Annotated in this window: 19 protein-coding genes; 13 read left to right on the plus strand and 6 right to left on the minus strand. The window is 40.5% G+C overall.

What is annotated here, in order from left to right; genetic code table 11:
- The first annotated feature begins 8 nt into the window (after positions 1-8).
- The 7 genes from Q4492_RS03620 (at position 9) to Q4492_RS03650 (ending at position 6,659) form a co-directional block, all read left to right on the plus strand.
- Positions 9-1,010 (plus strand): glycosyltransferase family 2 protein, encoded by a 1,002-nt coding sequence (locus Q4492_RS03620; protein WP_303415899.1) that lies wholly within the window; start codon positions 9-11, stop codon positions 1,008-1,010.
- Positions 1,010-1,960: a glycosyltransferase family 2 protein gene (locus Q4492_RS03625; RefSeq protein ID WP_303415900.1), complete on the plus strand. Its 951-nt coding sequence runs from the start codon at positions 1,010-1,012 to the stop codon at positions 1,958-1,960. The genes Q4492_RS03620 and Q4492_RS03625 overlap by 1 nt, the downstream gene beginning before the upstream one ends.
- Complete coding sequence (locus Q4492_RS03630; protein WP_303415901.1) at positions 1,953-3,005, plus strand: glycosyltransferase family A protein; 1,053 nt, start codon at positions 1,953-1,955, stop codon at positions 3,003-3,005. Before Q4492_RS03625 ends, Q4492_RS03630 begins: the two co-directional genes overlap by 8 nt.
- Positions 3,006-3,007: 2 nt before the next feature.
- Positions 3,008-3,745, plus strand: a complete 738-nt coding sequence (locus Q4492_RS03635) for a hypothetical protein (RefSeq protein ID WP_303415902.1) — start codon at positions 3,008-3,010, stop codon at positions 3,743-3,745.
- Positions 3,730-4,548: a glycoside hydrolase family 16 protein gene (locus tag Q4492_RS03640; protein ID WP_303415903.1), complete on the plus strand. Its 819-nt coding sequence runs from the start codon at positions 3,730-3,732 to the stop codon at positions 4,546-4,548. Before Q4492_RS03635 ends, Q4492_RS03640 begins: the two co-directional genes overlap by 16 nt.
- A gap of 11 nt (positions 4,549-4,559) precedes the next feature.
- Positions 4,560-5,522: a DUF6625 family protein gene (locus Q4492_RS03645; protein ID WP_303415904.1), complete on the plus strand. Its 963-nt coding sequence runs from the start codon at positions 4,560-4,562 to the stop codon at positions 5,520-5,522.
- 102 nt (positions 5,523-5,624) lie between these two features.
- Positions 5,625-6,659: an acyltransferase gene (locus Q4492_RS03650; protein ID WP_303415905.1), complete on the plus strand. Its 1,035-nt coding sequence runs from the start codon at positions 5,625-5,627 to the stop codon at positions 6,657-6,659.
- On the opposite strand, the gene Q4492_RS03655 is transcribed toward Q4492_RS03650, so the two are convergent.
- The 5 genes from Q4492_RS03655 to Q4492_RS03675 all read right to left on the minus strand — a co-directional run bounded on the left by Q4492_RS03655 (position 6,643) and on the right by Q4492_RS03675 (position 13,905).
- The gene (locus Q4492_RS03655; protein WP_303415906.1) at positions 6,643-7,926 is read right to left on the minus strand and encodes an HlyD family type I secretion periplasmic adaptor subunit; all 1,284 of its coding nucleotides are present in this window, start codon (positions 7,924-7,926) and stop codon (positions 6,643-6,645) included. The genes Q4492_RS03650 and Q4492_RS03655 overlap by 17 nt on opposite strands.
- On the minus strand, positions 7,923-9,626 hold the full coding sequence (locus tag Q4492_RS03660; protein ID WP_303415907.1) for an ATP-binding cassette domain-containing protein: 1,704 nt from the start codon (positions 9,624-9,626) through the stop codon (positions 7,923-7,925). The genes Q4492_RS03655 and Q4492_RS03660 overlap by 4 nt, the downstream gene beginning before the upstream one ends.
- A 116-nt stretch (positions 9,627-9,742) precedes the next feature.
- Positions 9,743-10,576, minus strand: coding sequence for a calcium-binding protein (locus Q4492_RS03665; RefSeq protein WP_303415908.1), 834 nt, complete (start codon positions 10,574-10,576; stop codon positions 9,743-9,745).
- Positions 10,577-11,328: 752 nt separating this feature from the next.
- Complete coding sequence (gene cysQ, locus Q4492_RS03670) at positions 11,329-12,126, minus strand: 3'(2'),5'-bisphosphate nucleotidase CysQ (RefSeq protein WP_303415909.1); 798 nt, start codon at positions 12,124-12,126, stop codon at positions 11,329-11,331.
- Positions 12,127-12,138: 12 nt separating this feature from the next.
- The gene (locus Q4492_RS03675; RefSeq protein ID WP_303415910.1) at positions 12,139-13,905 is read right to left on the minus strand and encodes an SLC13 family permease; all 1,767 of its coding nucleotides are present in this window, start codon (positions 13,903-13,905) and stop codon (positions 12,139-12,141) included.
- Positions 13,906-14,742: 837 nt separating this feature from the next.
- On the opposite strand from Q4492_RS03675, the gene cysD reads away from it, so the two are divergent.
- The 6 genes from cysD (at position 14,743) to Q4492_RS03705 (ending at position 22,921) form a co-directional block, all read left to right on the plus strand.
- A complete protein-coding gene (gene cysD, locus Q4492_RS03680; RefSeq protein WP_303416066.1) occupies positions 14,743-15,756 on the plus strand; it encodes a sulfate adenylyltransferase subunit CysD in 1,014 nt (337 codons plus the stop codon).
- On the plus strand, positions 15,756-17,660 hold the full coding sequence (cysN, locus tag Q4492_RS03685; RefSeq protein WP_303415911.1) for a sulfate adenylyltransferase subunit CysN: 1,905 nt from the start codon (positions 15,756-15,758) through the stop codon (positions 17,658-17,660). Before cysD ends, cysN begins: the two co-directional genes overlap by 1 nt.
- Positions 17,661-17,808: 148 nt before the next feature.
- Entirely contained in the window at positions 17,809-18,828 is a 1,020-nt protein-coding gene (galE, locus tag Q4492_RS03690; protein WP_303415912.1) for a UDP-glucose 4-epimerase GalE, read from the plus strand.
- A 195-nt stretch (positions 18,829-19,023) separates the two neighbouring features.
- Positions 19,024-20,424, plus strand: coding sequence for a mannose-1-phosphate guanylyltransferase/mannose-6-phosphate isomerase (locus tag Q4492_RS03695; protein WP_303415913.1), 1,401 nt, complete (start codon positions 19,024-19,026; stop codon positions 20,422-20,424).
- A 106-nt stretch (positions 20,425-20,530) separates the two neighbouring features.
- Positions 20,531-21,889, plus strand: coding sequence for an MBL fold metallo-hydrolase (locus tag Q4492_RS03700; protein ID WP_303415914.1), 1,359 nt, complete (start codon positions 20,531-20,533; stop codon positions 21,887-21,889).
- A gap of 411 nt (positions 21,890-22,300) precedes the next feature.
- Positions 22,301-22,921 carry an SH3 domain-containing protein gene (locus tag Q4492_RS03705; RefSeq protein WP_303415915.1) on the plus strand — a complete coding sequence of 207 codons (621 nt, stop codon included), beginning with the start codon at positions 22,301-22,303 and terminating at the stop codon, positions 22,919-22,921.
- Positions 22,922-22,972: 51 nt separating this feature from the next.
- Here the strand turns inward: Q4492_RS03705 and Q4492_RS03710 are convergent, their stop codons facing one another.
- Positions 22,973-23,347: a hypothetical protein gene (locus Q4492_RS03710; RefSeq protein WP_303415916.1), complete on the minus strand. Its 375-nt coding sequence runs from the start codon at positions 23,345-23,347 to the stop codon at positions 22,973-22,975.
- Between the last annotated feature and the right edge of the window lie 17 nt (positions 23,348-23,364).

Below are 23,364 nucleotides of genomic sequence, written 5' to 3' on the forward strand. Positions count from 1 at the left end.
GTGTGATTTTGTCTGATTATATTATTGTTGTGCCTTGTTTAAATGAGCAGCCTTACATTGCTAATTTGTTAGATTATCTAGTAGATGATTTAAAGGTTACGTCCACTACTCATCAACCTCTAATCATTGTTGCGGATGGGGGAAGTACTGACGGGACTAAAGAGATAATTCAGACCTATGCTAATCAGTACCGTTGTATAAAGTACTTATATAATGAGCGCCGTTTACAATGTAGTGCGGTCAATAGGGCAGTTGAAGAATATGGAGATGACGCTAAATACCTTATTCGGTTAGATGTTCATGCAGACTATCCATCCAACTATGTCTCGCTTTTGCTCAAGGAAGCTGAAGAGTTGGGGGCTGACTCGGTTGTCGTCTCTATGGATACTCAAGCTCAAGAGGGAATGCAGTCTGCTATTGCTGCAGCGCAAAGTTCTGTATTGGGGAATGGAGGTTCAGGCCACCGTAATAGTCTTACAGAAGGTCAATGGATCGATCATGGACATCATGCACTTATTTGCCTTGATGGGTTTAAGCAGGTTAATGGCTACGATGAAAGTTTTAGTCACAATGAAGATGCAGAGTTTGATTATCGGTTTAGGCAAGCAGGGTTTAAGATCTGGCTAACAGCTAAAACAAATATAGTTTATTACCCTCGAGAAACATTAGGCGCACTCTTTCGCCAGTATAAAGGTTATGGCCAAGGGCGGGCGAAAAATGTGATTAAGCATGGTGTTATCCCAAAAATTCGCCAATTAATACCGATGTCTATTTTTCCTCTATTTTTATCTTCCTTATTAGCTCTTGTTTGGTGGCCACTAATGCTTCCATTCCTTATATGGTTTATGGCCTGTTCCTTTGTAGGTGTGATTATTGGTTATAAAACTATGAAGGGGCAGGGCTTTTATCGTTATCTAGTTGGAATAGCGGCTATTGTTATGCACTTTGCTTGGTCGTTAGGTTTTTGCTCTTTTGTTGCTAGAAAGTGTGTCAAGAGAGGTGATAAGTAATGGGGAATGATATTAAAACTATCGATATTGCTATGTGCACCTTTCGTCGAGAATCAGTGGTTGATACTTTGAACTCTTTGCAGCAACTTGAGTTAAATGATCAGTGGAAGGTTAAAATTATTGTTGCGGATAATGATATCGAGCCAAGCGCCAAAGAACGGGTTTTATCAATCAACGCACAGCATATATCCATTGAATATATTCACGCACCTAAACAAAATATTTCTATTGCCCGAAATGCCTGCTTAGATAACGCAACGGCTGATTGGGTAGCATTTATTGATGACGATGAAATAGCTGATAAATATTGGTTAACCAACTTAATATCTAAGGCTGAGGAGACGGGAGCTGATGTTGTTCTCGGGCGAGTTGATGCAAGCTTTATATACCCTCCGTATCCTAACTGGGTTATGAGTGGCGGGTTTTATCATACTAGACCTGTTATTAAGCACGGTGAAATCGTTACTGGCTATACCTGTAATGTCTTATTAAATAATAGAAATGTGCATATAGCTTCAAATCGCTTTGAGCTTTCATTAGGCAAAACAGGCGGTGAAGATACAGAATTTTTCCACCGCCTACATGATTTGGGTGTACAGATCGTTTATGCGGAAGAAGCGTTGGTTGTTGAGCCGGTTCTTCCTCAAAGAGCCAACCTTACTTGGCTAAGGAATAGACGGTTTCGCGCTGGTCAAACCCATGCCTCATTAGTGCTAAAAAATGGGCTAAGTTACCCGAAAAGAGCATCTTTAATGGCCGTAGCTTTTCTGAAAGCTTTTTATTGTATTTTATCTGCCTGTTTCACATTTTTTAAGCCAGATAAGTGGAGAGCTAACTATCTACGGGGAGTTTTGCATATAGGAGTTCTCTATAGGACGTTTGGTGGTGAAGAAATAGTGCTTTACGGTAATTCCGAGCAACCAGAAAAAGGTGATTCTCATAATGGATAGTCATCAACCTAAAATTAGTATCATTATTACATGCTATAACTATGAGAAGTATATTAAGACCTCTATAGAGAGCGTGTTAAACCAAGATTATGCTAATAAAGAGCTTATTGTTGTTGATGATGTTTCTTCTGATTCATCAAGAGAAATTATTAGCAGATATGACGACCGACTTACTACTGTTTTTCATAATGAAAATAAAGGTCATGGTGGCGCCTTTAATAGTGGCTTTGCTGCAAGTTCGGGTGAACTGGTTATTTTTTTAGATGCCGATGACTACCTGCTGCCTGGAGCCCTAGATATAGCGGTAGCTAATTTGAGTACTGACTGCGCTATCTATATGTACCATATGGATTTAGTCGATGCTGAAGGGAGAGTTTATGATGTCTTTCCTAAATATGAAGCACCGTTTGATACAGTAAAAGCAAAAGATAAGTTGTTACACTGCGGAAGGTATCAATCAACTGTCACATCAGGTTTAGTTTTTTCTCGCTCGTTCTTGAATCACGTGATGCCAATGGATGAAAGTGCTTTCAGGCAGGGAGGGGATGGCTATCTTGTAACGCTTGCTCCTTTGTATGGCTCTGCCCATGGTTTTGATGACAAACTATCGGCGTATCGACAGCATGGAGATAATCATTCGGGCTTCAACCAGTTGTTATTAAAACGGGCTGAATGGTGCATTGAACATGACAAGCAGCGATATCTGGCTTTAGTTTCCCATGCAGAGCAAATGGGACATCTTTTATCTATTGATAAGATAGCTCAAAATGATCTATTGCATTTAGAGCAGAGGATGTGCCAATTATTGTTCTCAGATAATACTGATAATAGACCAACGCTACGCACGTTTATTGCGAATAATGCGATTAAGGCTATGAGGTACACTAATTTATCACCGGCTAATGTAGTGCTTATAAAAGCATGGTGGTTTTTGTTAAAGATGCTTCCTAAGCTGTATGCAAAAAAGATATTCGCATGGAGAATGCTTCCTTCATCACGCCCTTTGTTTCTTAAGAAATTAGCTAAATTACTTAGACGGATATAATAATGGTGAATTTTAAAAAACTTTCACAGCTGATAATGCACCCAATGGTGGCCACTAAGAAATATAATAAAATAATCTTGTTAAGCCATATGAGAAGCCGTTCTTCAGTTCTTTCCCATATTTTAGGAAGTAATAGTGAAATTTCAGGTTATTATGAACAGCACCAAAGGCATACAGATCCGTTTTACGAAATTAAAATAAAGGCGAATCTTCTTCAAGATAATAGTTTATCATATCAGCACCGCTATCTTTATGACAAAGTTTTACATGAACGCTTTGATCCGCAAACCTTAGAAGCTTATAAAGTTGTAGTTTTAATACGGAAACCTCCTTCTGCTTTAAAAAGTATTATGTCTATGGGAGGAATTACTAATAGTCTTTGGCAAGAAGATCCTTATCGTGCTTTTGCTTATTATTGTCATCGGTTGCAAGGCATTATTAATATTATTGAGAAAAATAAGATTGATATTTTTTTTGTTGAAGCTGATGATTTAGTTGAAAAAACTGATGATGTTCTTAATGAGCTAAGTGTTTTTTTGGAATTGGATTCCCCTTTAACTAGTAATTACAAATCCTTTGGTAAAACTGGAGAGGCTATCTATGGTGACCCGTCAGATAATATTAAGTCAGGTACCATAGTGAAAACAGAAAATCATACAAAGGTAATGATTCCGGATGAGCTTTTGGCTATAGCGCAACATTATTATGATAGGTGCCAAAAGTTATGTGCGAAAAAATAATAAAATTTCCTTTACTTATTATTTTTGTTTGTTGTTTTATTATTAATAGTTCGCAAGCAGAAATACTTGTTTGGCATGATGAGTTTGATTACCAAGGTTTACCTGATTCCAGTAAATGGGGTTATGAATCTGGTTATTTGAGAAACAAAGAATTGCAATATTATAAAGAGGCGTCGTTAGATAATAGTTTTGTATCAGATGGTTTCTTGACGCTAAGAGCAATCCGTCATGATGATACTCGTAGCATGTGGGATCAGTTATGGGGGGAAGAATTTATTCCTGTTACATCGGCCAGCTTAACAACAAAAGGGCTTAGTTCTTGGACGTATGGTCGAATGGAAATTAGAGCAAAGTTGCCTCTAGGTAAAGGTGTTTGGCCGGCCTTTTGGACTTTAGGTGAAAATATAAGCTCTGTTGGGTGGCCTAAATGTGGCGAAATTGATGTAATGGAATTTGTCGGTTCTACACCAAGGCAGATTCATGGGGGCGTGCATTTTTATGACTATAAGCTAGGAAAAAAAAGTCAACTTACTCCCTTAAAAGAAGAAAATCTTTTTACAAGTTCACCTGACGAGTTTCATGTATATGGAATTGAGTGGGATGAAAAAGAGATTCGTTTTTTATTTGATGGTAAGCAATGGAAGCGCTTTGATATTTCTCTCGCAGGGGATGCTTATAACCCATTTACTAAGCCTCATTTTATAATTATTAATTTAGCAATGGGCGGTACTTGGGCTGGAACTCCAGACGCTGATATCTATCCAGTGGATTACATAATCGACTACGTCCGTATATATCAATAAAAGGTTTCATTATGACTAATATTGCGTTGATAATTCCTTACTATGGAAGTTTTCCTAACTATTTCTCTCTCTATGTTAATAGTTTAGCTAAAAACCCAAATATTCATGTTTATATGTTTACTGACTGCTTTTATGATGGTTTCATTCCTGATAATTTACATATGGTTGAAAGTAATATTGAACACTTTAAATCGTTAGTTAAAAGTAAGCTGGATGTTGATGCGAAAATAAATCGAGGTTATAAGCTTTGTGATTTTAAACCTGCATATGGAGTTATATTTGAAGATTATATAACTGAATATGAATATTGGGCGATGGGTGATATTGATGTTATTTATGGGGATGTGTTAAATAACTTACCTGATGGGTGGGAAACCTATGATGTCATCTCGATGGTGCCAGAATGGATTTCAGGCTCCTTTTGTATTTTTAAAAATACGAATAAAGTTAATTATTTGTTTTCGTTGAGTAATAACTGGGAAAATGTGTTTTCTGCGGAAAATAATTTTGCTTTTGATGAATGTAATTATCTTTATGAAGAGTTGCGTCAAGGTAAAAATATACTTGATATAGATGATCTAGAATCATTTACTTTTATCGTTAAGAGGGAAGCTGAAAAAGGTCTTCTAAAAATCTGGTTTGATGAAAATTTAATTAAAGAAAAGATATTCCGTAATTTAGACCATGTGCGAATGCTGAATGGTTCTTTATATAAAGTAAATGGTCAAGAAATAGTTTACTATCATTTGGTCTCAGAAAAGATAACAGATAGATTTGTTATCCCTAAGTGGGGTGTAATTCCAGATGAGTATTTTATCACTCATCATGGTTTGTTTTTACCTGAAGAGTTTTGGTATAAAAAAATAAGTTTTTTTAGAATATTTATATTTTTGCGTTCATTGTTTTTAGATATTAAGCAATTGTTTAAACGGGTTTTTAACAAATGTAAATCTTGTTGTATTAAAAAGATTTGATTTTTTCTGTATTCAGTTCAGTTCAGTTCAGTTCAGTTCGGTTCGGTTCAGTTTGGTTCGCTTGAGTTTTATTGTAGAGTATTTTGTTTATAGGGGTGTGATTTGAATCAGAGTATAAATAGTCTTCAGTTAATAAGGGCTATAGCTGCTTTAGGTGTGGTTGTTTTTCATGCCCATGTTTATTTTATTGCTATTAAATTATATCCTAATGAGCCTATTTCTAGTTTTTTTAATATGGGGTTTGCCGGAGTAGAGCTTTTCTTTGTTTTAAGTGGTTTTATTATGGTTTTTATCCATTGGAAAGATATGGGTAGGCGAGATAAATTTTTGATATTTTTCTTAAAAAGAATCACTAGAATTATTCCATTGTATTGGTTTTTCCTCGTCTTCTTAATGGCTATCTATTTTTCTATTCCGCAACTATCTCCTGAAAACCTTCAAAATATCGTCTATGTGTTGAAATCATTCTTTTTGATTCCAAATGATAAAGGGTTCATTTTAGAGGTTGCTTGGACACTCACTTATGAATTTGTTTTTTATGCTTTTTTTTCCTTTTTGATTATTCATAAGCGGTGGGGAATGGCGGTTTTTTTGGGGTGGCAGCTTGCTGTGCTTATAAATGTTTTTTTGGGGTTTAGCGAGCTGTTAGTTTTTTCAGCATATAACCTGCTATTTTTCTTTGGAGGGCTATCTGCTCTTACCTACAAGTATGTTTCGTGCTTTGTATCGGTAGTTTTTTTGTTGGTAGGAGGCGTAGGCTTTAGTTTTGTCGGATATCTCGGTGTGGGGGGGTATTGGGAAGGCGTTACTGCTTACCGAACGCTAGCATATGGTGTTTTTGCTGCTTTATTAATGTCGGGTATTGTTAGATTGGAAGACCTTGGTAAGTTGCATATACATACTATATTCAAAGTGTTGGGCGATGCTTCATACTCAATTTATTTATCCCACGGCTTTTCGTTGTCTGTCGCTTCTTTTATTTTTTCTTATTTAGGATTGCTGGCTGTCTTACCTAAAGGCGTTATCTTCTTGTTATTAGTGTCGAGCGGCGTGATCGGCGGGCTCTTTCTTTACTATATTGTAGAAAGGCGGTTAATAGGCTGGTCAAAATACTTTATTACTAGTCGCTATCCCTAAACGCTTTATTCATAGAGCTATAAATTGGGCTTAAAAGGTAATCTAATACGGTTCGTTCACCTAGTAGTATAATGACTTCTGCTGGCATGCCTGGGTAGAGTTCTATCTCGGTATTCTGGGTGATTGAGCTTTCATCTAGATCTACTTTAATAGAATAAGCGGGTGTTTGGTTGTCTGTATCATTTACTCTGTCTGCTGATATATTAGTAATTATTCCATGGACAGGTAAGGTTCTTCTGCGGTTATAGGCGGTGAGAGTGACCTCTACATCAAGCCCTTCCCGTACGACATCAATATCTTCTGTTTTTAGAAGCGCTTCAACTATTAATTTATCATTAATAGGTACGATCTCCATCAGTACTTCGCCGGGAGATATAACGCCGGAGATAGTATGGACACCAAGGCCAACAACTTTACCATTTATTGGGCTATATATAGAGGTGCGCTTTAATGTGTCGTTAGCCTCTTTTAGCTGTTCATTTAGCTCAATCGAGAGTGCTTTAACTTTATCTAGTTCTCTGTTTTTTTCGTGTATATAGGAGAGCTGTATATTGTGGTATTCTTGTTTTGCTTCGGTTATTTCTAAGTCAAATTTACTGATTTTAGCGTTGTAATCACTGAGTCTTCTTTCAATCTCAAGCTTATCTTTCTGTAATTCCAAGTGTTGGTTTTTAGAAGCAAAGCCTTTAGCTAAGAGCTTTGTGGACATGGCTAGTTGTTTATCTATAACGGCGATGGATTTTCGATCTAGTGCGCTGGTTGATATATAAGCATTTTTTGCTTCTTTGATCTGTTGTTGCTTAGTTAAGGCGCTTTCTAGCTCGCCTTTAATTACTTTTTTCTGGTTATCGAACAGCAATATTTGGTTATTTTTTGCTTGTAGATAGATGTCGTCATCATTATTGTTAATTGCTTCGGAAAAATGGATAACATCGTGGTTATTTATTTCTGCGTTAAGTCGGTCTAGGGTGGCTATAGTGTTTACATATTGTGACTTGAGCTGAAGGTAGCGTGTGTAAGGCTTAGTTTTCTTTAGCTCTATTAGTAGCTGATTCTCTTTTACTTCCTGGCCTTCTGTTACATGTATCTTTTCGATCAATCCGCCTTCTAAGTGCTGAATTTTTTTTCTATAGCCTTCTACTGTGATGATACCTGGAGCAATCGCCGCGCTTTGAAGAGGGGCAGTGCAGAGCCATAGGATGGTACCGCCAAAGCCAATGATCAGAATGGTTAAGCCAATTTTTATCCAGTGGTTGTTCTGAGTCATGCTGTTCCTTGAGGAGCTTTTTCGATTTTATTTTTCTTAGCTTTGTCTTGCAGTTGTTTGGGATCGTGTTCTTGAATAATACGGCCTTTTTCCATCACGATTAGCTTGTTGGGAATATTGAGTAATTCAGAGCGATTGGTTGTGAAAATGGTAGTTAGCCCTGAATTTTTTCGTTCTTGTAATAGCAAGGCTAGTTTTTTTAGGCCATTAGGGTCGAGAAAACTATCCACCTCATCTAAGAATAAAAGAGCTGGTTTATTGTATATAGCTCTGGCTAAAAGCAGGCGCTGGATTTCGCTTTGGCTGGGTTGTAGGTCTTTATTTATATCTGTGTCGTAGCCCATTGGCCAGCCTAATATAGTAGAGTGCATATCTACACACTCGCAGGCCTCAATGATGCTGCTATCTTTATTGTCTTTTTGGAACCGAGAAACATTTTCTTTTACGGTGCCTGGATAAAAATGAGCATTCGAGTCGTAGTACCCAGTATTTAATCCTAATGCTTCTGTGTCCCATTGTGAATGGGTGGCGCCGTCTATTCTCACTGTACCTAAATTTGGTGTTTTTAATCCGCATAACAGCTGTAATAGTGTCGTTTTTCCGCTACCGGAACTGCCTATGATAGCTATGCTGGAGCCTTCAGTAATATTTAAATTTATTCCTGAAAGAAAGGGCTTTTGGCTATTCGGGTATAAATACATAATACCGGTAGCCGAGATATTGCCTTTAGGTGTAGGCAGTTTGGTAGATGGTGCAAGGTGTGCAATAAGCTGTTTGCTCTCAGTATTTAGCTGTTTCCAAGATTTAATCGCTTTTAGCCAGCCACTAAAATTGAGGACTAGGTTTTCGTAAGGAGCGAGGGCTCGCCCTGAGATCATGCTGGCTGCGATCATAGCACCTGCTGTTAATTCGCTTTTAAGTACGAGTGATGCCCCTATTCCAATGATAGCAATTTGGGCTAGCAGCTTAGTGCCTTTTGTAAACGCTGAAATATTTGTGTATTTTTCATTTTTTTCATACTGCTTCTCAGTATGAACAGCGTTTACTGTATGAAGTTTATCTGTGATTGTTTTTTCCATCCCCAATGTTGTGATAGCGGGAGCTTGATTTAAAATATTTAAATCGGGGGCTGGGGGCTGTGTTGTGTTTTTGCTTTTGTGGTAATGGATAGCGCCAATTATAATTAGGCTGGATATAGCGCAGAGGCTAATGATGCCATAAATGGGGTGTAATAATGTAAGTATGATTACAAATAATGGTGTCCAAGGTATATCTAATGCTGTAATTAAATTGGAACTTAGTGCACTTTTAATATTTGTGACCAATTGAATTAGGTGGCTATCTCTAGTGGAAACCTCTTTACTGAGGGAGATACTGTTATAAATTATAGATTTTGATATTTTATCCTGCCATAAATTAGCGCTATTGGAGATAAGTCTTGCTCTAGCCCAGTCTAGTGTTAGATATAGAAAAATCAGCCAAAGAATAAGTACTGTTAATAGTACAAGTGTGTCTAGGCTTTGAGATGAAAGCACTCTATCAAAAACTTGTAACGAGTATATGGGAACCGCTAAGAGGAATAGATTAATAAATAGCGAAAATATAAACGCCCAGATCACTGATTTTTTTAATTGTGCGTTGGCAGAGGAGATTAGATCAGAAAGGTTTAAGTTATTTTTTTTCTGTGCATCTTTTTTCATTATAAGATTCTTAATCTTCTACATTATAGGGAATGTTATAATTTATAGGTGCATAAAAGAATATAAAACCCTTAGGGTTTGATCCCTAAGGGTTTATTTATTGATAGTTTAGAAAATTAAACTACATCAATATCTGTGCTTAGGTCTTCGCCATCACGGCTATCAAAGATCTCATCTAGGCCAAGATCTGTGATGATCTCTACAGAATCACCATTAGCTTTAGTGAATGTGTAAGCATAAAGGTCAACCGCTTTAGTAATACCTAGCATTTCTAGATATTGAGCTTCTGCTGTTGCATCTAAATCTACAGTAGTTGTTGTGATTTCACCGGTATCACGCCATAAGCCGTTGGCTTCAAGAGTAATAGAATCAATACCTACTGCAATAAAAGTATTATCCGTATCAGGCGTGGTTTCATCGCCATCATCTTGTGACTGGGCAAGGATATTACCTAGGCTAAGTGTTGCATTAACCTCATCTCCACGGCCTTGGCCATCACCTACAATCGCTTCTATACCGCGAATGCTACCGTCTGTGAAGTCTACATCTACAATGTCATCACCATCAGTATCTTTAACGGTTAGAGTGTCGAAGCCTCTGCCGCCACCAACGAAAACATCATCTTCATCCGCAAGGAATGTGTCGTTACCTTGGCCGCCAACTAAAGTATCAGCGCCGAGACCACCGGTAATGCTATCATCACCAGCGCCGCCTAGCACTGTATCATCACCAGTTCGACCGTTAAGGTCATCATCACCTTCGCCACCAAGAACAGTGTCGTTGCCGCCGCCGCCTTCAATAGTATCGTTGCCCGCGCCGCCAGCAATCATGTCGTCGCCGTTGCCGCCATGAATATAGTCATCGCCAGCTAACCCGATAACTGCTTCATCGATTGTAGAACTTGTGTAAGTATCATTACCAGAAGTTAATACTGTTTGCGCTGTAGTCATGATTTCATCCTAAAATAATTTAATAAGTTATAGCTAAGCTTTAACTGATTACTACAAGTTTGTTTTTTAATACTTTGAAATTTAAGTATTAAGTTTGACATCCTTTTATTCGGTCTCTTCGCTTAACTTCAGTCTGGTCTATTATATAGATAAAATTTTATCTATCTATCTTTTTGTGTGATTTTTATTCAATTAAATATGATTATTTTATCTTTGAATTTAAACGATCGTTTGTTTTTGTTTTTTATTTTTTGAATGAATATTTGTTTAGCTGAGGTTAAGGTTTGTTTTTTAAAGGGTTTCTTTGTTTAGGATGAATTCTTGGCTTATATGTGTAATGCCTTTTATTTTATATGGTTTTTGTTTGAGGGAATGTCTATTTTAAATTCATGTTTATGGGGGGTGATATGCATTATTTATAGGTGAGATGGGGGAAGGTTATTTGTTTATGAAGGATAGAGGTTCGTTTTTAATAGAGCCTTATTTCTGGGTAAATAATCGAAGAATGGGGTTGTTGTTGTGGTTTTGAGGTTGCTTTGTTCTGGCCGCTGTTCCGAGTATTAAAGGTGAGCTTCTGCGGATTTTGTACGTAGGAGGCTGGCTGCTGGTCGAAGGGGTGGGGTGTTGATTGGGTTTAGCTGCGTAATTCGTTTGCTTTGGCACCCGTTCCGAGCATAAAGGCCGAGCTCCTACAGGGGGGTGTAGGAGGCCAGCCTTTATGCCCGGAGCGGGTATCTAGTCGAAGGGGGGAGTTAAGCCCAGAATTCGCTGACTGCTGGGCAGACAATGAAATGTGGGTTTAGTAGTGTATCTTTACGGCTGTTGTAGATAAGTGGTTTCATGTCTTCTGCACTAAGAACTTGGCCGCCAGCAGCTAGAACCACCGCATGAGCGGCTGCTGTATCCCATTCGCTAGTTAAACCAAGGCGTGGATATAGGTCAGCTTTGCCTTCGGCCACTAAGCATAGTTTAAGTGAGCTACCCATTGCGATGATATCCGCTTCGGGTAGCTTTTCCATAAACTGTTTAAACTCTTCGGATTGGTGTGAACGACTGCCCACAACTTTCCAGCCGGTGTTAACGGTTGGAACTTTAGCAACACTGATAGCTGTTGGTTGTTGGTCGCCTTCTTGTTTGAATGCGCCTTCACCTTTTGCACCCCAGTAAAGTACATCTATAGCAGGGGCGTAAACGACACCGAAGACAGGCTCACCATTTTCTATAAGGGCAACATTGATGGTAAATTCGCCATTTTTCTTGATGAACTCTTTAGTGCCATCTAAAGGGTCGATAAGCCAATAAGTTGTCCAGCTGAAGCGATTCTGCTTCTCTTCCTCATTGGATTCTTCTGATAATACTGGAATATTAGGTGTTAGGGCGTTTAGACCTTTAACAAGGAGGGTGTGAGCGGCTAAGTCTGCTTCGGTTAATGGGCTGCTATCGGATTTGTCGTATATAGCAAAATCTTTATCGTAAATATCCATTACCGCTTGGCCCGCTTTGCGGGATAGTTCGTTGATCGGTTTGGAATAAGTCTCTAGGTTGTTCATAGCTCTTCCTTGTTAAAAATGCCAAATAAGAGGGATTAAGCTGATCGAGCAGGCGGCAGTGATCAGGCTCATGGGTAGCCCAATCTTCATATAGTCTCGACTCTGGTATCCGCCTGGACCCATCACCATTAAATTAGTTTGGTAGCCTAAGGGGGTTATAAAGCTGGCGGATGCGGCAAACATCACGGCAATGACAAAAGGCAGGTAATTAACGTCCATTTTATCTGCTACCGCGATGGCTATAGGGAACATTAAAATTGCTGCTGCATTATTAGTGATCATTTCTGTAAATGCGACAGTTAGTAAATAGACGATACCTAGCATAACCCAAGGGGACCAGTCGGAGCTTAAGAATAGCTGGTTAGCTATAGCTTCTGCCGCGCCGGTTTTTGTCATAGCTGTTCCTAGTGAAAAGGATGCTGCGATGACCGTTATTACGGTGAGATCTACATTACGTCGGGCTTTAGCAACCGAGATGCAACGTGTTGCCAGCATTGCGCCTGCCGCTAACAGTGCTGATTCCAGTATGGTTAATAAGCTGGTAGCGCTGAGCATGATCATTAAAAATAAGATAGCCAGTGCTGTAGGCGCTTTATCGAATGCTGGGGGGGTTGAGTCATTGATTGCGCTGACAAGTAAGAAGTCGCGTCGAGATCGATACTGACCGACAAAATCTTGGCTGGTTTCTAAAAGTAAGGTATCACCGACCTGTAAGCGAATATCCCCAATCTTTCCTTCAATGCGCTGGCCGTTCCTAGAAACTGAGATAATGGCTGCTTGGAAGCGTGTTCTGAAGCGGGAGTTTTTGATTGATTGACCAAGGCCTGTAAATTCGGGTCCGATAACGGCTTCGACTAAGCAGCGTTCGTGGTGGGTGATTTGTAGTTTTTCTATGTCTTTACTGGCAGGGGCTAAGCCGCGGATTAGTCTGATCTCTCGGGCAGATTCTGGTGAGCCAACAAATATGAGTCGATCATCGGCGGCGAGTTCTGTATCAGGGGATGCTGCGGTGATCATGCGTGATTGGCGATGGATCTCAATGAGATAACCATGGCTTAAATTACGCAGCCCTGCTTCTTCTATAGTTTTGCCTACCAGAGGGCCATTTTTATCGACGATAACATCGACACTGTATTCTCGTGCTAAATCGAGCTGTTCAACTGCACCTTGGCGATTAGGCAGCAGCTTGTCACCAAAGAAATAGAGAAACATACCGCCAATAATTACTAAAGGTAGGCCTAGCCAGATCAAAGAGAACATGCTCAGGGAGAGACCTTGTGTAGATTGTAGTAGGCCGTCGACAACAAGGTTGGTACTTGTGCCGATTAAGGTGCAGGTGCCACCGAGTATGGCTGCGTAGCTTAGGGGTAAAAGGAGTTTTGATGCAGGTACTTTTGTGCGTTTAGACCATTCTTGAATGGAGGGTATGAACATGGCAACTACGGCGGTATTGTTCATGAAAGCGCTTAAAAAAGATGAAGGCAGAAATACTTTTAAGGTTGCTTGTTGTGTTGTCTTTGGGTTGCCGAGCAAGTGGCCTGCTATCCACTGAATCGCTCCAGTTTCTTTTAGTCCGGCGGAAACAACATAGAGTGTTGCGATTGTCATTACACCCGGATTAGCAAAGCCATATAGCCCTTCTGATGGTGTCAGAATGCCGGAAATTACTAAAAATCCCAATGCTCCCATCAATATGACATCGGAAGCAATTTTTGTCGTTAGTAGTGTTAGCAGTACAGAAACGACGGTGGCAATGGTGAGATAGGCTTCATAATCCATTATGTTACAGCTCAAATATCCTACTGCGGATGTTAAAAAATAAATTAAGACAAATATTATTTAATAGTGTCTTGATAGCGTAACCTTTAAACCGTAGTATTACAACTGATTAAATGTTGAACTATTGCCATGGCTAGTCAAAAATCTAAACAGGAAACTGCTGATCAGCTTCGAACGAAAGCGGTTGTTATGCGGCTGCATAAAAAGACGTTGGAGCAGATTCGTGAAGTGACTGGGTTAAGCCACCCCACCATCATATCGGCTTATAAAAAGTTTATGAAAGGTGGTTGGAAGGCGCTAGTTTCTAAAAGCAGTGGCCGCCCTGCAGGGGCTAAAGGGTTAAAGCTACACAGTGCGGAAGAGGCGTTTACTCGGTTACTAAGTATAGAGTCGCCCCGTGAATTGTTTGAAGATGGTGTGTTTTGGACTCCTGAGCATGTGCAGCGCTGGTTGGAGGCTGAGTTAGGTGAAGTGCTCTCGATTAAATCTGTGCAGCGCTACCTGCAAACATTAGGGCTTATAGATTCTGAGAAGTTTGAGGTGGCCCGTGAAGAGGTGCTTAGTCAGTCGAAACTGTCTAAATTGCCTACGATTTATGTTTCAGGCTTAAGAGATATATCATTTGCTGGGCAAAGGTTTTATCAGTTCTATTTGACGGATTTGAGGAATAGCACTCGTTGGATTCATTATAAAGAAAAGCCAACCATTACAGAGCTGCTTAAATTTCTTGATTTGGTAATTGAAACAAGTTCGAACCCCGTGGTTTTGATATCACGTTATCCGCTGGTGGATCGATATTCAGAGTTTCGAAATTGGTGTGCTTTGCACGCTAAAAAGATGGAATTTATCGCTTATGAGCAAGTCGCTCATCAGGCGAAAGGTAAAGATTTACAAATTACTACTGAGCAGAAGACTTCGTCTTCAAATAGGAAGGTATCTTCGGGAGATAATATGCCATTAACACATTTGCAACGTCTGGAAGCAGAAAGTATCCAGATAATGAGGGAGGTTGTCGCAGAGGCTGAAAACCCTGTGATGTTGTATTCCATCGGGAAGGATAGTGCGGTAATGCTGCATATTGCAATGAAGGCATTTTACCCTTCGTTACCTCCTTTTCCTCTGCTGCATGTTGATACGCGGTGGAAGTTTCAAGAGATGTACGCTTTTAGGGATAAAATGGTTGAAGATCTAGGTCTTAAACTTATTACTCATATTAACCCTGAAGGAATTGAAAAGGGTATTAATCCTTTTACTCATGGTTCTGCGATTCATACAGATATCATGAAAACGGAAGGCTTAAAGCAGGCATTGAATGAATATGGTTTTGATGCTGCTTTTGGTGGTGCCCGCCGAGATGAAGAAAAATCGCGTGCTAAAGAGCGTATTTTCTCTTTCCGTAGTGCTGATCATCGCTGGGATCCTAAAAACCAGCGCCCAGAGCTTTGGAAGCAGTATAACGCTAGGAAGCATAAAGGTGAGTCGATTCGTGTCTTCCCGATCTCTAACTGGACCGAGCTAGATATTTGGCAGTATATCCATTTGGAAGGCATTCCTATTGTGCCGCTATATTACTCCGCAGAGCGCCCTGTCGTTGAACGTGATGGTTCTTTGATTATGGTTGATGATGATCGTATGCCTTTGAAAGAGGGCGAGATTCCAATGATGAAGCATGTTCGTTTTAGAACCTTGGGTTGTTATCCATTGACGGGTGCTGTGGAATCTAAGGCGACTACCTTGCCTGATATTATTCAGGAAATGCTTCTGACTAAAACGTCGGAGCGACAGGGCCGTGTAATCGATCACGATTCAGCCGCATCTATGGAGAAGAAGAAACAGGAGGGGTACTTCTAATGGCTCATGTATCTGATTTAATTGAAAGTGATATCGCTCAGTATCTTAAAGACCATGAGCATAAAAGTTTATTACGCTTTATTACCTGCGGTAGTGTTGATGATGGCAAAAGTACGCTGATTGGACGATTGTTGTTCGAATCAAAAATGCTCTTTGAAGATCAGTTAGCTGCTGTAGAGTCTGATTCTAAGAAGTTTGGTACTCAAGGTGAATCGATCGATTTTGCTTTGCTTGTTGATGGTTTAGCTGCTGAGCGAGAGCAGGGTATTACTATTGATGTGGCTTACCGTTTCTTCTCGACTGACCGTCGTAAATTTATCGTAGCTGATACGCCTGGCCATGAGCAGTACACTCGTAATATGGTGACGGGAGCGTCAACAGCAGATGTTGCCATTTTGATGGTTGATGCGCGTAAAGGTATTTTGACTCAAACGCGTCGCCATAGCTTTTTGGTCTCTCTGATCGGTATTCGTCACATTGTAGTAGCCATCAATAAGATGGATCTGGTTGATTACTCTGAAGGTGTTTTTAATAACATCGTTGAAGAGTATCAGGCATTTGCAGCCGAAGTAGGGATCGAAAAAATCACCTTTATCCCTATGTCTGCTTTTAAAGGTGATAATGTCACTGAATGCAGTGAGAAGATGCCTTGGTACCGCGGTACTACGCTGATGGGCTATCTTGAAACCGTTGAAGTAGATGATGAACGTGCGCAGCGCTTGCCTTTCCGTATGGCTGTGCAGTGGGTTAATCGTCCAAACTTAGATTTCCGTGGATTCTCTGGTCTATTGGCTGGAGGTAAGATCCATCCTGGCGATAAAGTGCGAGTTTTGCCTTCAGGTAAAGAAAGCACCGTTGCGCGCATAGTTACTATGGACGGTGATTTAGATGAGGCGGTGGCTGGCCAGTCAGTTACGTTGACGCTGGCTGATGAGATTGATGTGTCCCGTGGCGATCTGTTAGTTGAATCTGCTCAGCCTGCATCGGTTGCGAAACAGTTTGAAACGACTGTTGTGTGGATGCATGAAGAGTCGCTTTTACCGGGCCGTACTTATCTTATGAAAGTGGGTACACAGACGGTTTCTGCAACAATTACTGATATTAAATATCAAGTAAATGTGAATACGCTTGAGCATACAGCTGCTAAAAGTTTAGAGCTTAATGGTATTGGTATCTGCTCGTTGAGTCTTGACCGCGATATTGCTTTTGATCCTTATAAAGAGAATCAGGACACAGGTAATTTCATTTTAATCGACAGGCTAACAAATAGTACTGTGGGTGCGGGCATGATCAACTTTGCGCTACGTCGTAGCCACAATATTACTATCCAGCATGTGGATGTTAATAAAGAAGGTCGTGGCAGTGCTAAGAATCAGAAGCCTTGTATTATTTGGTTAACTGGGTTGTCAGGTGCTGGTAAGTCAACTATTGCAAACTTAGTTGAGCAGAAACTGTTTGCTATGGGGCGCCATACTTACCTACTAGATGGTGATAATGTTCGCCATGGTTTAAACAAGGACTTAGGCTTCACTGATGGTGATCGTGTAGAAAATATTCGCCGTATTGCTGAGGTTGGAAAACTGATGCTGGATGCGGGTTTGATTGTTATCTCTGCGTTTATCTCGCCATTCCGTTCAGAGCGCCGTATGGCACGTGAGCTAGTGGAAGAGGGTGAATTTGTCGAAGTTTTTGTCAATACACCCTTGGATGTTGCGGAAGATAGGGACGTGAAAGGTCTTTATAAGAAAGCTAGACGGGGTGAATTGAAGAACTTTACAGGTGTTGATTCGCCTTATGAAGCACCAGAAAATCCAGAGTGTGACCTGCGTACAGCCGGTTATAGTGCTGATGAGTGTGCAGAGCAAGTTGTAGAGTACCTTCAGAAAAATGGCTACTTAGGTTAAGCCACCTCTGTTGTGTTTTACCTCTCTCTTTAATGCGCGATGCTTATTGAGAGAGGTTTTAAGGCTTGGTTTGAGGAAGGGGATTTTTATAATGTATTGTAATAAGGCTATTTTTTAGTCTTATTTGGTTGATTAAAGGGATGTTTAAGTGCTTTCTAAAACGATATTAGTGACAGGTGGTGCTGGTTATATAGGTTCGCATGCCACTGTCCAGCTTCTGTCAGTAGGTTCAAACGTTGTGGTTTTGGACAACCTTTGTAACAGTAGTGATGAAGTGTTTAATCGTATCGAAACTATTACAGGTGTGCGCCCTGAGTTTGTTGAGGGTGATATTAGAGATAGATCTTGTCTAGATAGGATTTTCTCAGAGTATTCAATTAGTGCCGTTATTCACTTTGCTGGCTTGAAAGCTGTAGGTGAAAGCACTCAAATCCCATTGGATTATTACCAGAATAATGTTTGCGGCACCTTGGTTCTTTGTGAGGCAATGGCCGCAGCGGGTGTTAAACAGCTTGTTTTTAGCTCATCGGCTACGGTTTATGGTGAAGATGCGCCTATCCCCTATGTTGAAACTATGCCTAGAGGTAAGACATCCAACCCTTATGGTACATCTAAGGCGATGGTTGAGCAGATACTAACTGATCTGTGCAAATCAGATGACGACTGGTCTGTTGCTTTGCTGCGTTACTTTAACCCTATTGGTGCTCATCCTTCTGGATTGATTGGTGAAGATCCTAAAGGTATTCCTAATAATCTAATGCCATTTATTAGTCAGGTTGCTGTTGGTAAGCGAAAAGAGCTTTCCATCTTTGGCAGTGACTATCCTACGAATGATGGAACCTGTGAAAGGGATTATCTGCATGTGATGGATCTTGCTGATGGGCATTTAGCTGCCTTGAGCTGCTTAGATTCAACGGGCGTACATATTTTTAATCTAGGTACAGGTAAAGGTTTGTCTGTATTGGATATGGTTAATTCATTTGTGGATGTGACCGGTGTTGAAATTCCTTATGTTTTTGCTGATAGGCGTGAAGGTGATCTACCTGCCTTTTGGGCGGATGCCAGTAAAGCAGAATACGAACTGGGTTGGAAGGCTAGCCGTACATTAGATCAGATGATGGAAGATACCTGGCGTTGGCAGTCCAATAACCCGAATGGATATATGTGATATTCGCTCTGGTACCGGTTCCGAGCATATAAGGGTGAGCTCCTACAGACATGTATTTAGGAGATTAGCCTCTGCTTGGAAGGGTTTATATCTATATGATCGTTTGATCCTCGTATCTTACGTGCTGTCTTTTTATCTGTTAATGTCCCTGCAATTTACGACAAATCAAGCATAAGTAATCAATAGGGATACAGCATGATTCCTGTAATTCTGTCGGGTGGTTCAGGTTCGCGTTTATGGCCCCTTTCTCGCACTCAATATCCTAAGCAATTTTTACCTCTCAATAGTGATTTAACCATGTTGCAAGAAACGGTTGCGCGCTTGGGTATAGTTGAGCATGTGAGTTTAGTTTGTAATGAAGAGCATCGATTTTTAGCAGCTGAACAGATGCGAGTGATAAACCAGCCTTGTTCGATATTTTTAGAGCCTGTAGGTCGAAATACAGCCCCAGCTATTGCGTTGGCTGCCTTAGATGCTGTGAATAAAGGGAAAGGGTCAGAATGCTTGTTAATTCTGGCGGCGGATCATGTGATTGAGGATGAGGCGGCATTTCAAGCTGTCGTTAGAAAAGCTGAGCCGCTGGCTAGTGAAGGTATGCTAGTGACTTTTGGTATAGTGCCTCAGCATCCAGAAACGGGTTATGGCTATATTCAGGTAAGTAGCGAGTATGCAGCATCATCCGCTTTTAATATAAAGAAGTTTGTAGAAAAACCTGATCTAGATACGGCTAAAAGTTATCTGGAATCAGGTGATTTTTATTGGAATAGCGGCATGTTTATGTTTAGAGCCGATCGTTATCTTGAAGAGTTAGGTAAATATCGTCCTGATATTTTACAGGCATGTGAAAAAGCGATCTCTACTACAGCGCAAGATATGGATTTTATCAGGGTTAATGCTGAGGCGTTTAGTTTATGTCCTGATGAATCAGTCGATTATGCTGTTATGGAGAAGACTGAATCGGCTGTTGTAATCCCTCTTGATGTTGGCTGGAGTGATCTGGGGTGTTGGTCAGCTTTGTGGAATCTTAAAGATAAAGATTCTAAGGGTAATATTTGCGAAGGTGATGTTATCGCTTTAGAGACCAAAGATTCTCTTATTATGTCTAAAGATCGTCTAGTAACTACCTTAGGTGTCAGTGATCTTATTGTTATCGATACCCCTGATGCGTTGTTGGTGGCTGATAAAAAGTGTATTCAGGATGTAAAGAAAGTTGTTGCTCAACTCAAAGGTGCTGATCGAGATGAAGCATTCCAGCATCGTGAGGTTTATCGCCCATGGGGTAAGTATGATTCCATCGATATGGGGGATCGCTATCAAGTTAAACGTATTACCGTAAAACCAGGGGCTAAACTTTCATTGCAAAAGCATCAACATAGAGCTGAGCACTGGATTGTTATTCAAGGTACGGCACGTGTTACGCGCGGCGATGAGGTTTTAGTTGTGACTGAAAATCAGTCTACTTATATTCCTTTAGGTGAAGTGCATTGTTTGGAAAATCCGGGCAAGGCTGATTTAGAATTAATAGAGATCCAATCGGGGTCTTATCTTGGGGAGGATGATATTGTCCGCCTTGAAGATCGCTACGGAAGGGTTTAGGCGAGGTTTATCGTGTATTCATTCGCTCAGGCATTCGCTCAGGCATTCGTTCTGAGCATAAAGGTGAGCGCCTACAAAGGTAAATAACATAGAACAAGGAGGTTTTATGGCGAAGATTATTCATCATGGTGCAGTGTCGGGTGTGACTGGCTCCTGCCATCAGCTTTTTATTGATGACGCGCATTCGGTGCTTGTCGATTGCGGTATGTTTCAAGGCGCGGAAGCGTCTCAGCTTGAGCAAGGTTCTCTTGCGATTGATTTTCCTCTTAATACTGTTGAAGCGTTGGTTGTGACCCATTGTCATATTGATCATGTGGGGCGTATCCCTTATTTGCTGGCTGCGGGCTTTGATAAACCTATTTATGCAACGGAAGCGACTGCTCAGTTGTTGCCTTTAGTTATTGAGGATGCAATTAAAGTGGGTATTAGTCGTGATCAAAATCTGATTGGTAAAGTGTTGGATCGTCTTCGCGTGTTGTTAAAGCCGTTTCCTTATGATCTATGGTTTAAATTAACTGAGTCCTCTGTGGCTAGCTGTCGTTTTCGTATGGCGGGGCATATTCTTGGTTCGGCTTATCTGGAGTTTGGATTAGGCTCTGAGCGTGTTGTTTTTTCTGGCGATCTGGGAGCGCCATACTCTCCTTTATTATCTGCACCTAAAGCGCCTTATAAAGCGGACTGTTTGGTTATTGAGAGTACTTATGGTGATAAAAACCATGAGGGTAGAAAGGCTAGGCGCTCTGAGTTGAAACGTGTTTTAGAGCGATGTTTGTCTGATGCGGGGACGGTGTTGATTCCTGCATTTAGTATCGGCCGTACTCAGGAGCTGCTGTATGAAATTGAAGAGATTATTCATCGGTCCGGCGGTGATTGGGTAGGGTTGGATGTTATTGTTGATTCGCCGTTAGCGGCGGAGTTTACTGAGCACTATAGGTCGTTGCGGAAGCTTTGGGATAAAGAGGCGCGGCGAAAGGTACAAAATGGACGACATCCGTTAGCGTTTGAGCAGTTGATTACGATTGATAGTCACGGGGATCACCAACGCCTGGTTAATCACCTCAAGCAGACAGGAAGGCCTGCCGTTGTGATTGCTGCCAGTGGTATGTGTGCGGGTGGCCGAATAGTGAACTACCTTAAGGCGTTATTATCCGATGAAAAAACAGATATTTTGTTTGTCGGTTATCAGGCTCAAGGCACCCCAGGGAGAGATATTCAGGTGTACGGACCACGGGGTGGTTATGTTTATTTGGATGATGAAAAAATCGATATCCGTGCAGGCGTGTACACTATTAGTGGATATTCTGCGCATGCGGATCAAAAGGATTTAGTTAATTTTGTTAAAAGGATGCGTCATAAGCCTTCTGAGATACGGATTGTTCATGGAGATGATGAAGCGAAGCAAGCATTGCGGATTAAATTAAACGAGATTGTGCCAAACGCCAAGGTTTGGATTCCTCATAGGTAGGAGGTGAGCTCCTACAAGGGCTATATGTAGGCGGTTAGCCTTTGTGGAAATTGTGCTTTGCTGGAGAGTGTAGTCTTGGAAGCTACATCGGCATCCTTGCCGACTCTGCATCATCCTAATGTTTAGGTACAGAGGCCCTCGTCCTGAGGGCTAAACATCATCCTTGATGTACTCTGTGGTGCTAGAATAATTTTATTTTCCATTTTGGTATATAAGAAAAATTCCTAATTTTTAGTCGTGTTTTTACGTTAGGTTTTTAGCTGTTAAACGGTTAGTGTTTATTTTTATTAGGAGCTGGGCGTTAGTTGTGTTTTGATAAAAAGTATTTGCTGTTTTCTTTTAATTTGCTTGCATCCAAAGTAAAAAACTTACTACCATCCTAGCTTTACTGATGCTCAATAAGGTGTTGTTGTGAATAAAATTATTACTGCCTTTCTGTTGTTTATTTCCTGTCAGGCATTGGCTGTTGATTATTATGTTGTGACTAATGACTTTGTGCGTGTTCGTGAAGAGCCGAGTCTACAGGGCCGCAGTTTGGTTATGCTAAATAAGGGACATCTTGTTATTAAATTGGATGAAAAGGAAGGTTGGAGCAAAATCTACTTTATTGGGCGCGAAGAGGTTAATGGTCGAACTGATGGGTGGATGAGCAGTCAGTTTTTGGTACCAGAAAGTAGTGTTGTAAATAGCACTTTAAAGGAGGAGCTGGTACTTGCGGATAAAGGCGCCGCGTTGAGTTGTGAAAAAGTTATTGGCAATGAGTTTATTCAGGGATGTGATCTCCATCTTGAGTATGCTTTAGTGAAAGGGATTGGGTTAAAAAATATTAAAGTTAACTGTAGTGCTGAGTTAGTAGCGAAAACATTGAAGGGAGATTTAATTCCTGTGCCTGTTAGTCAGACCTTGGAATACGTTGTCAGTTCGCCAGATGAGCGTTTTTCGATGAATATTTTAATGAAGGCTGATCTTTCTTACCAGTTAATAGAAGTTAACTTGGAAGGGCATCGTTGTCGAGTTGTTGAGTCTTTGTAGTACTTAGTCTGGTGTGTTTTTTAGTGTATACGCAGGCGTTAAAATAAGGTTTTATTGCTGATTTTTTAAGGTTTTGTGGAGAATATAGGTAAGGATTAGTGCTATAAAAACGCCAATAGCATTTGCGTAAGCATCTTCTACAGAAAAGTGTCTCAAAGGTCTCCATTCTCCTTGAAGGTATTCTAATAGAGCTGCTAACAAAAACCAGCTTCCCCAATAAGCTAGCGCTGAACTTTTATGAAGTGCTAGCCGGCCTAAAAATGAGACGCCGCAGAAAGCTGCAAAGTGACCGACTTTGTCTGAGTTTTCGAATAGATCGTCTGGTGGTGTTGTTCGAAAAAGGCCATAGGCCAAGCCTGCTAATGCGCAGAGAAACATAATCCAGATGGCGGTGTTGTATTTGTTTAATAAGGTTGGGTTTGTCATTTTCACTCGATTATCAT

The sequence above is a fragment of the Neptuniibacter sp. 1_MG-2023 genome (assembly GCF_030547185.1).
Lineage (GTDB): Bacteria > Pseudomonadota > Gammaproteobacteria > Pseudomonadales > Balneatricaceae > Neptuniibacter.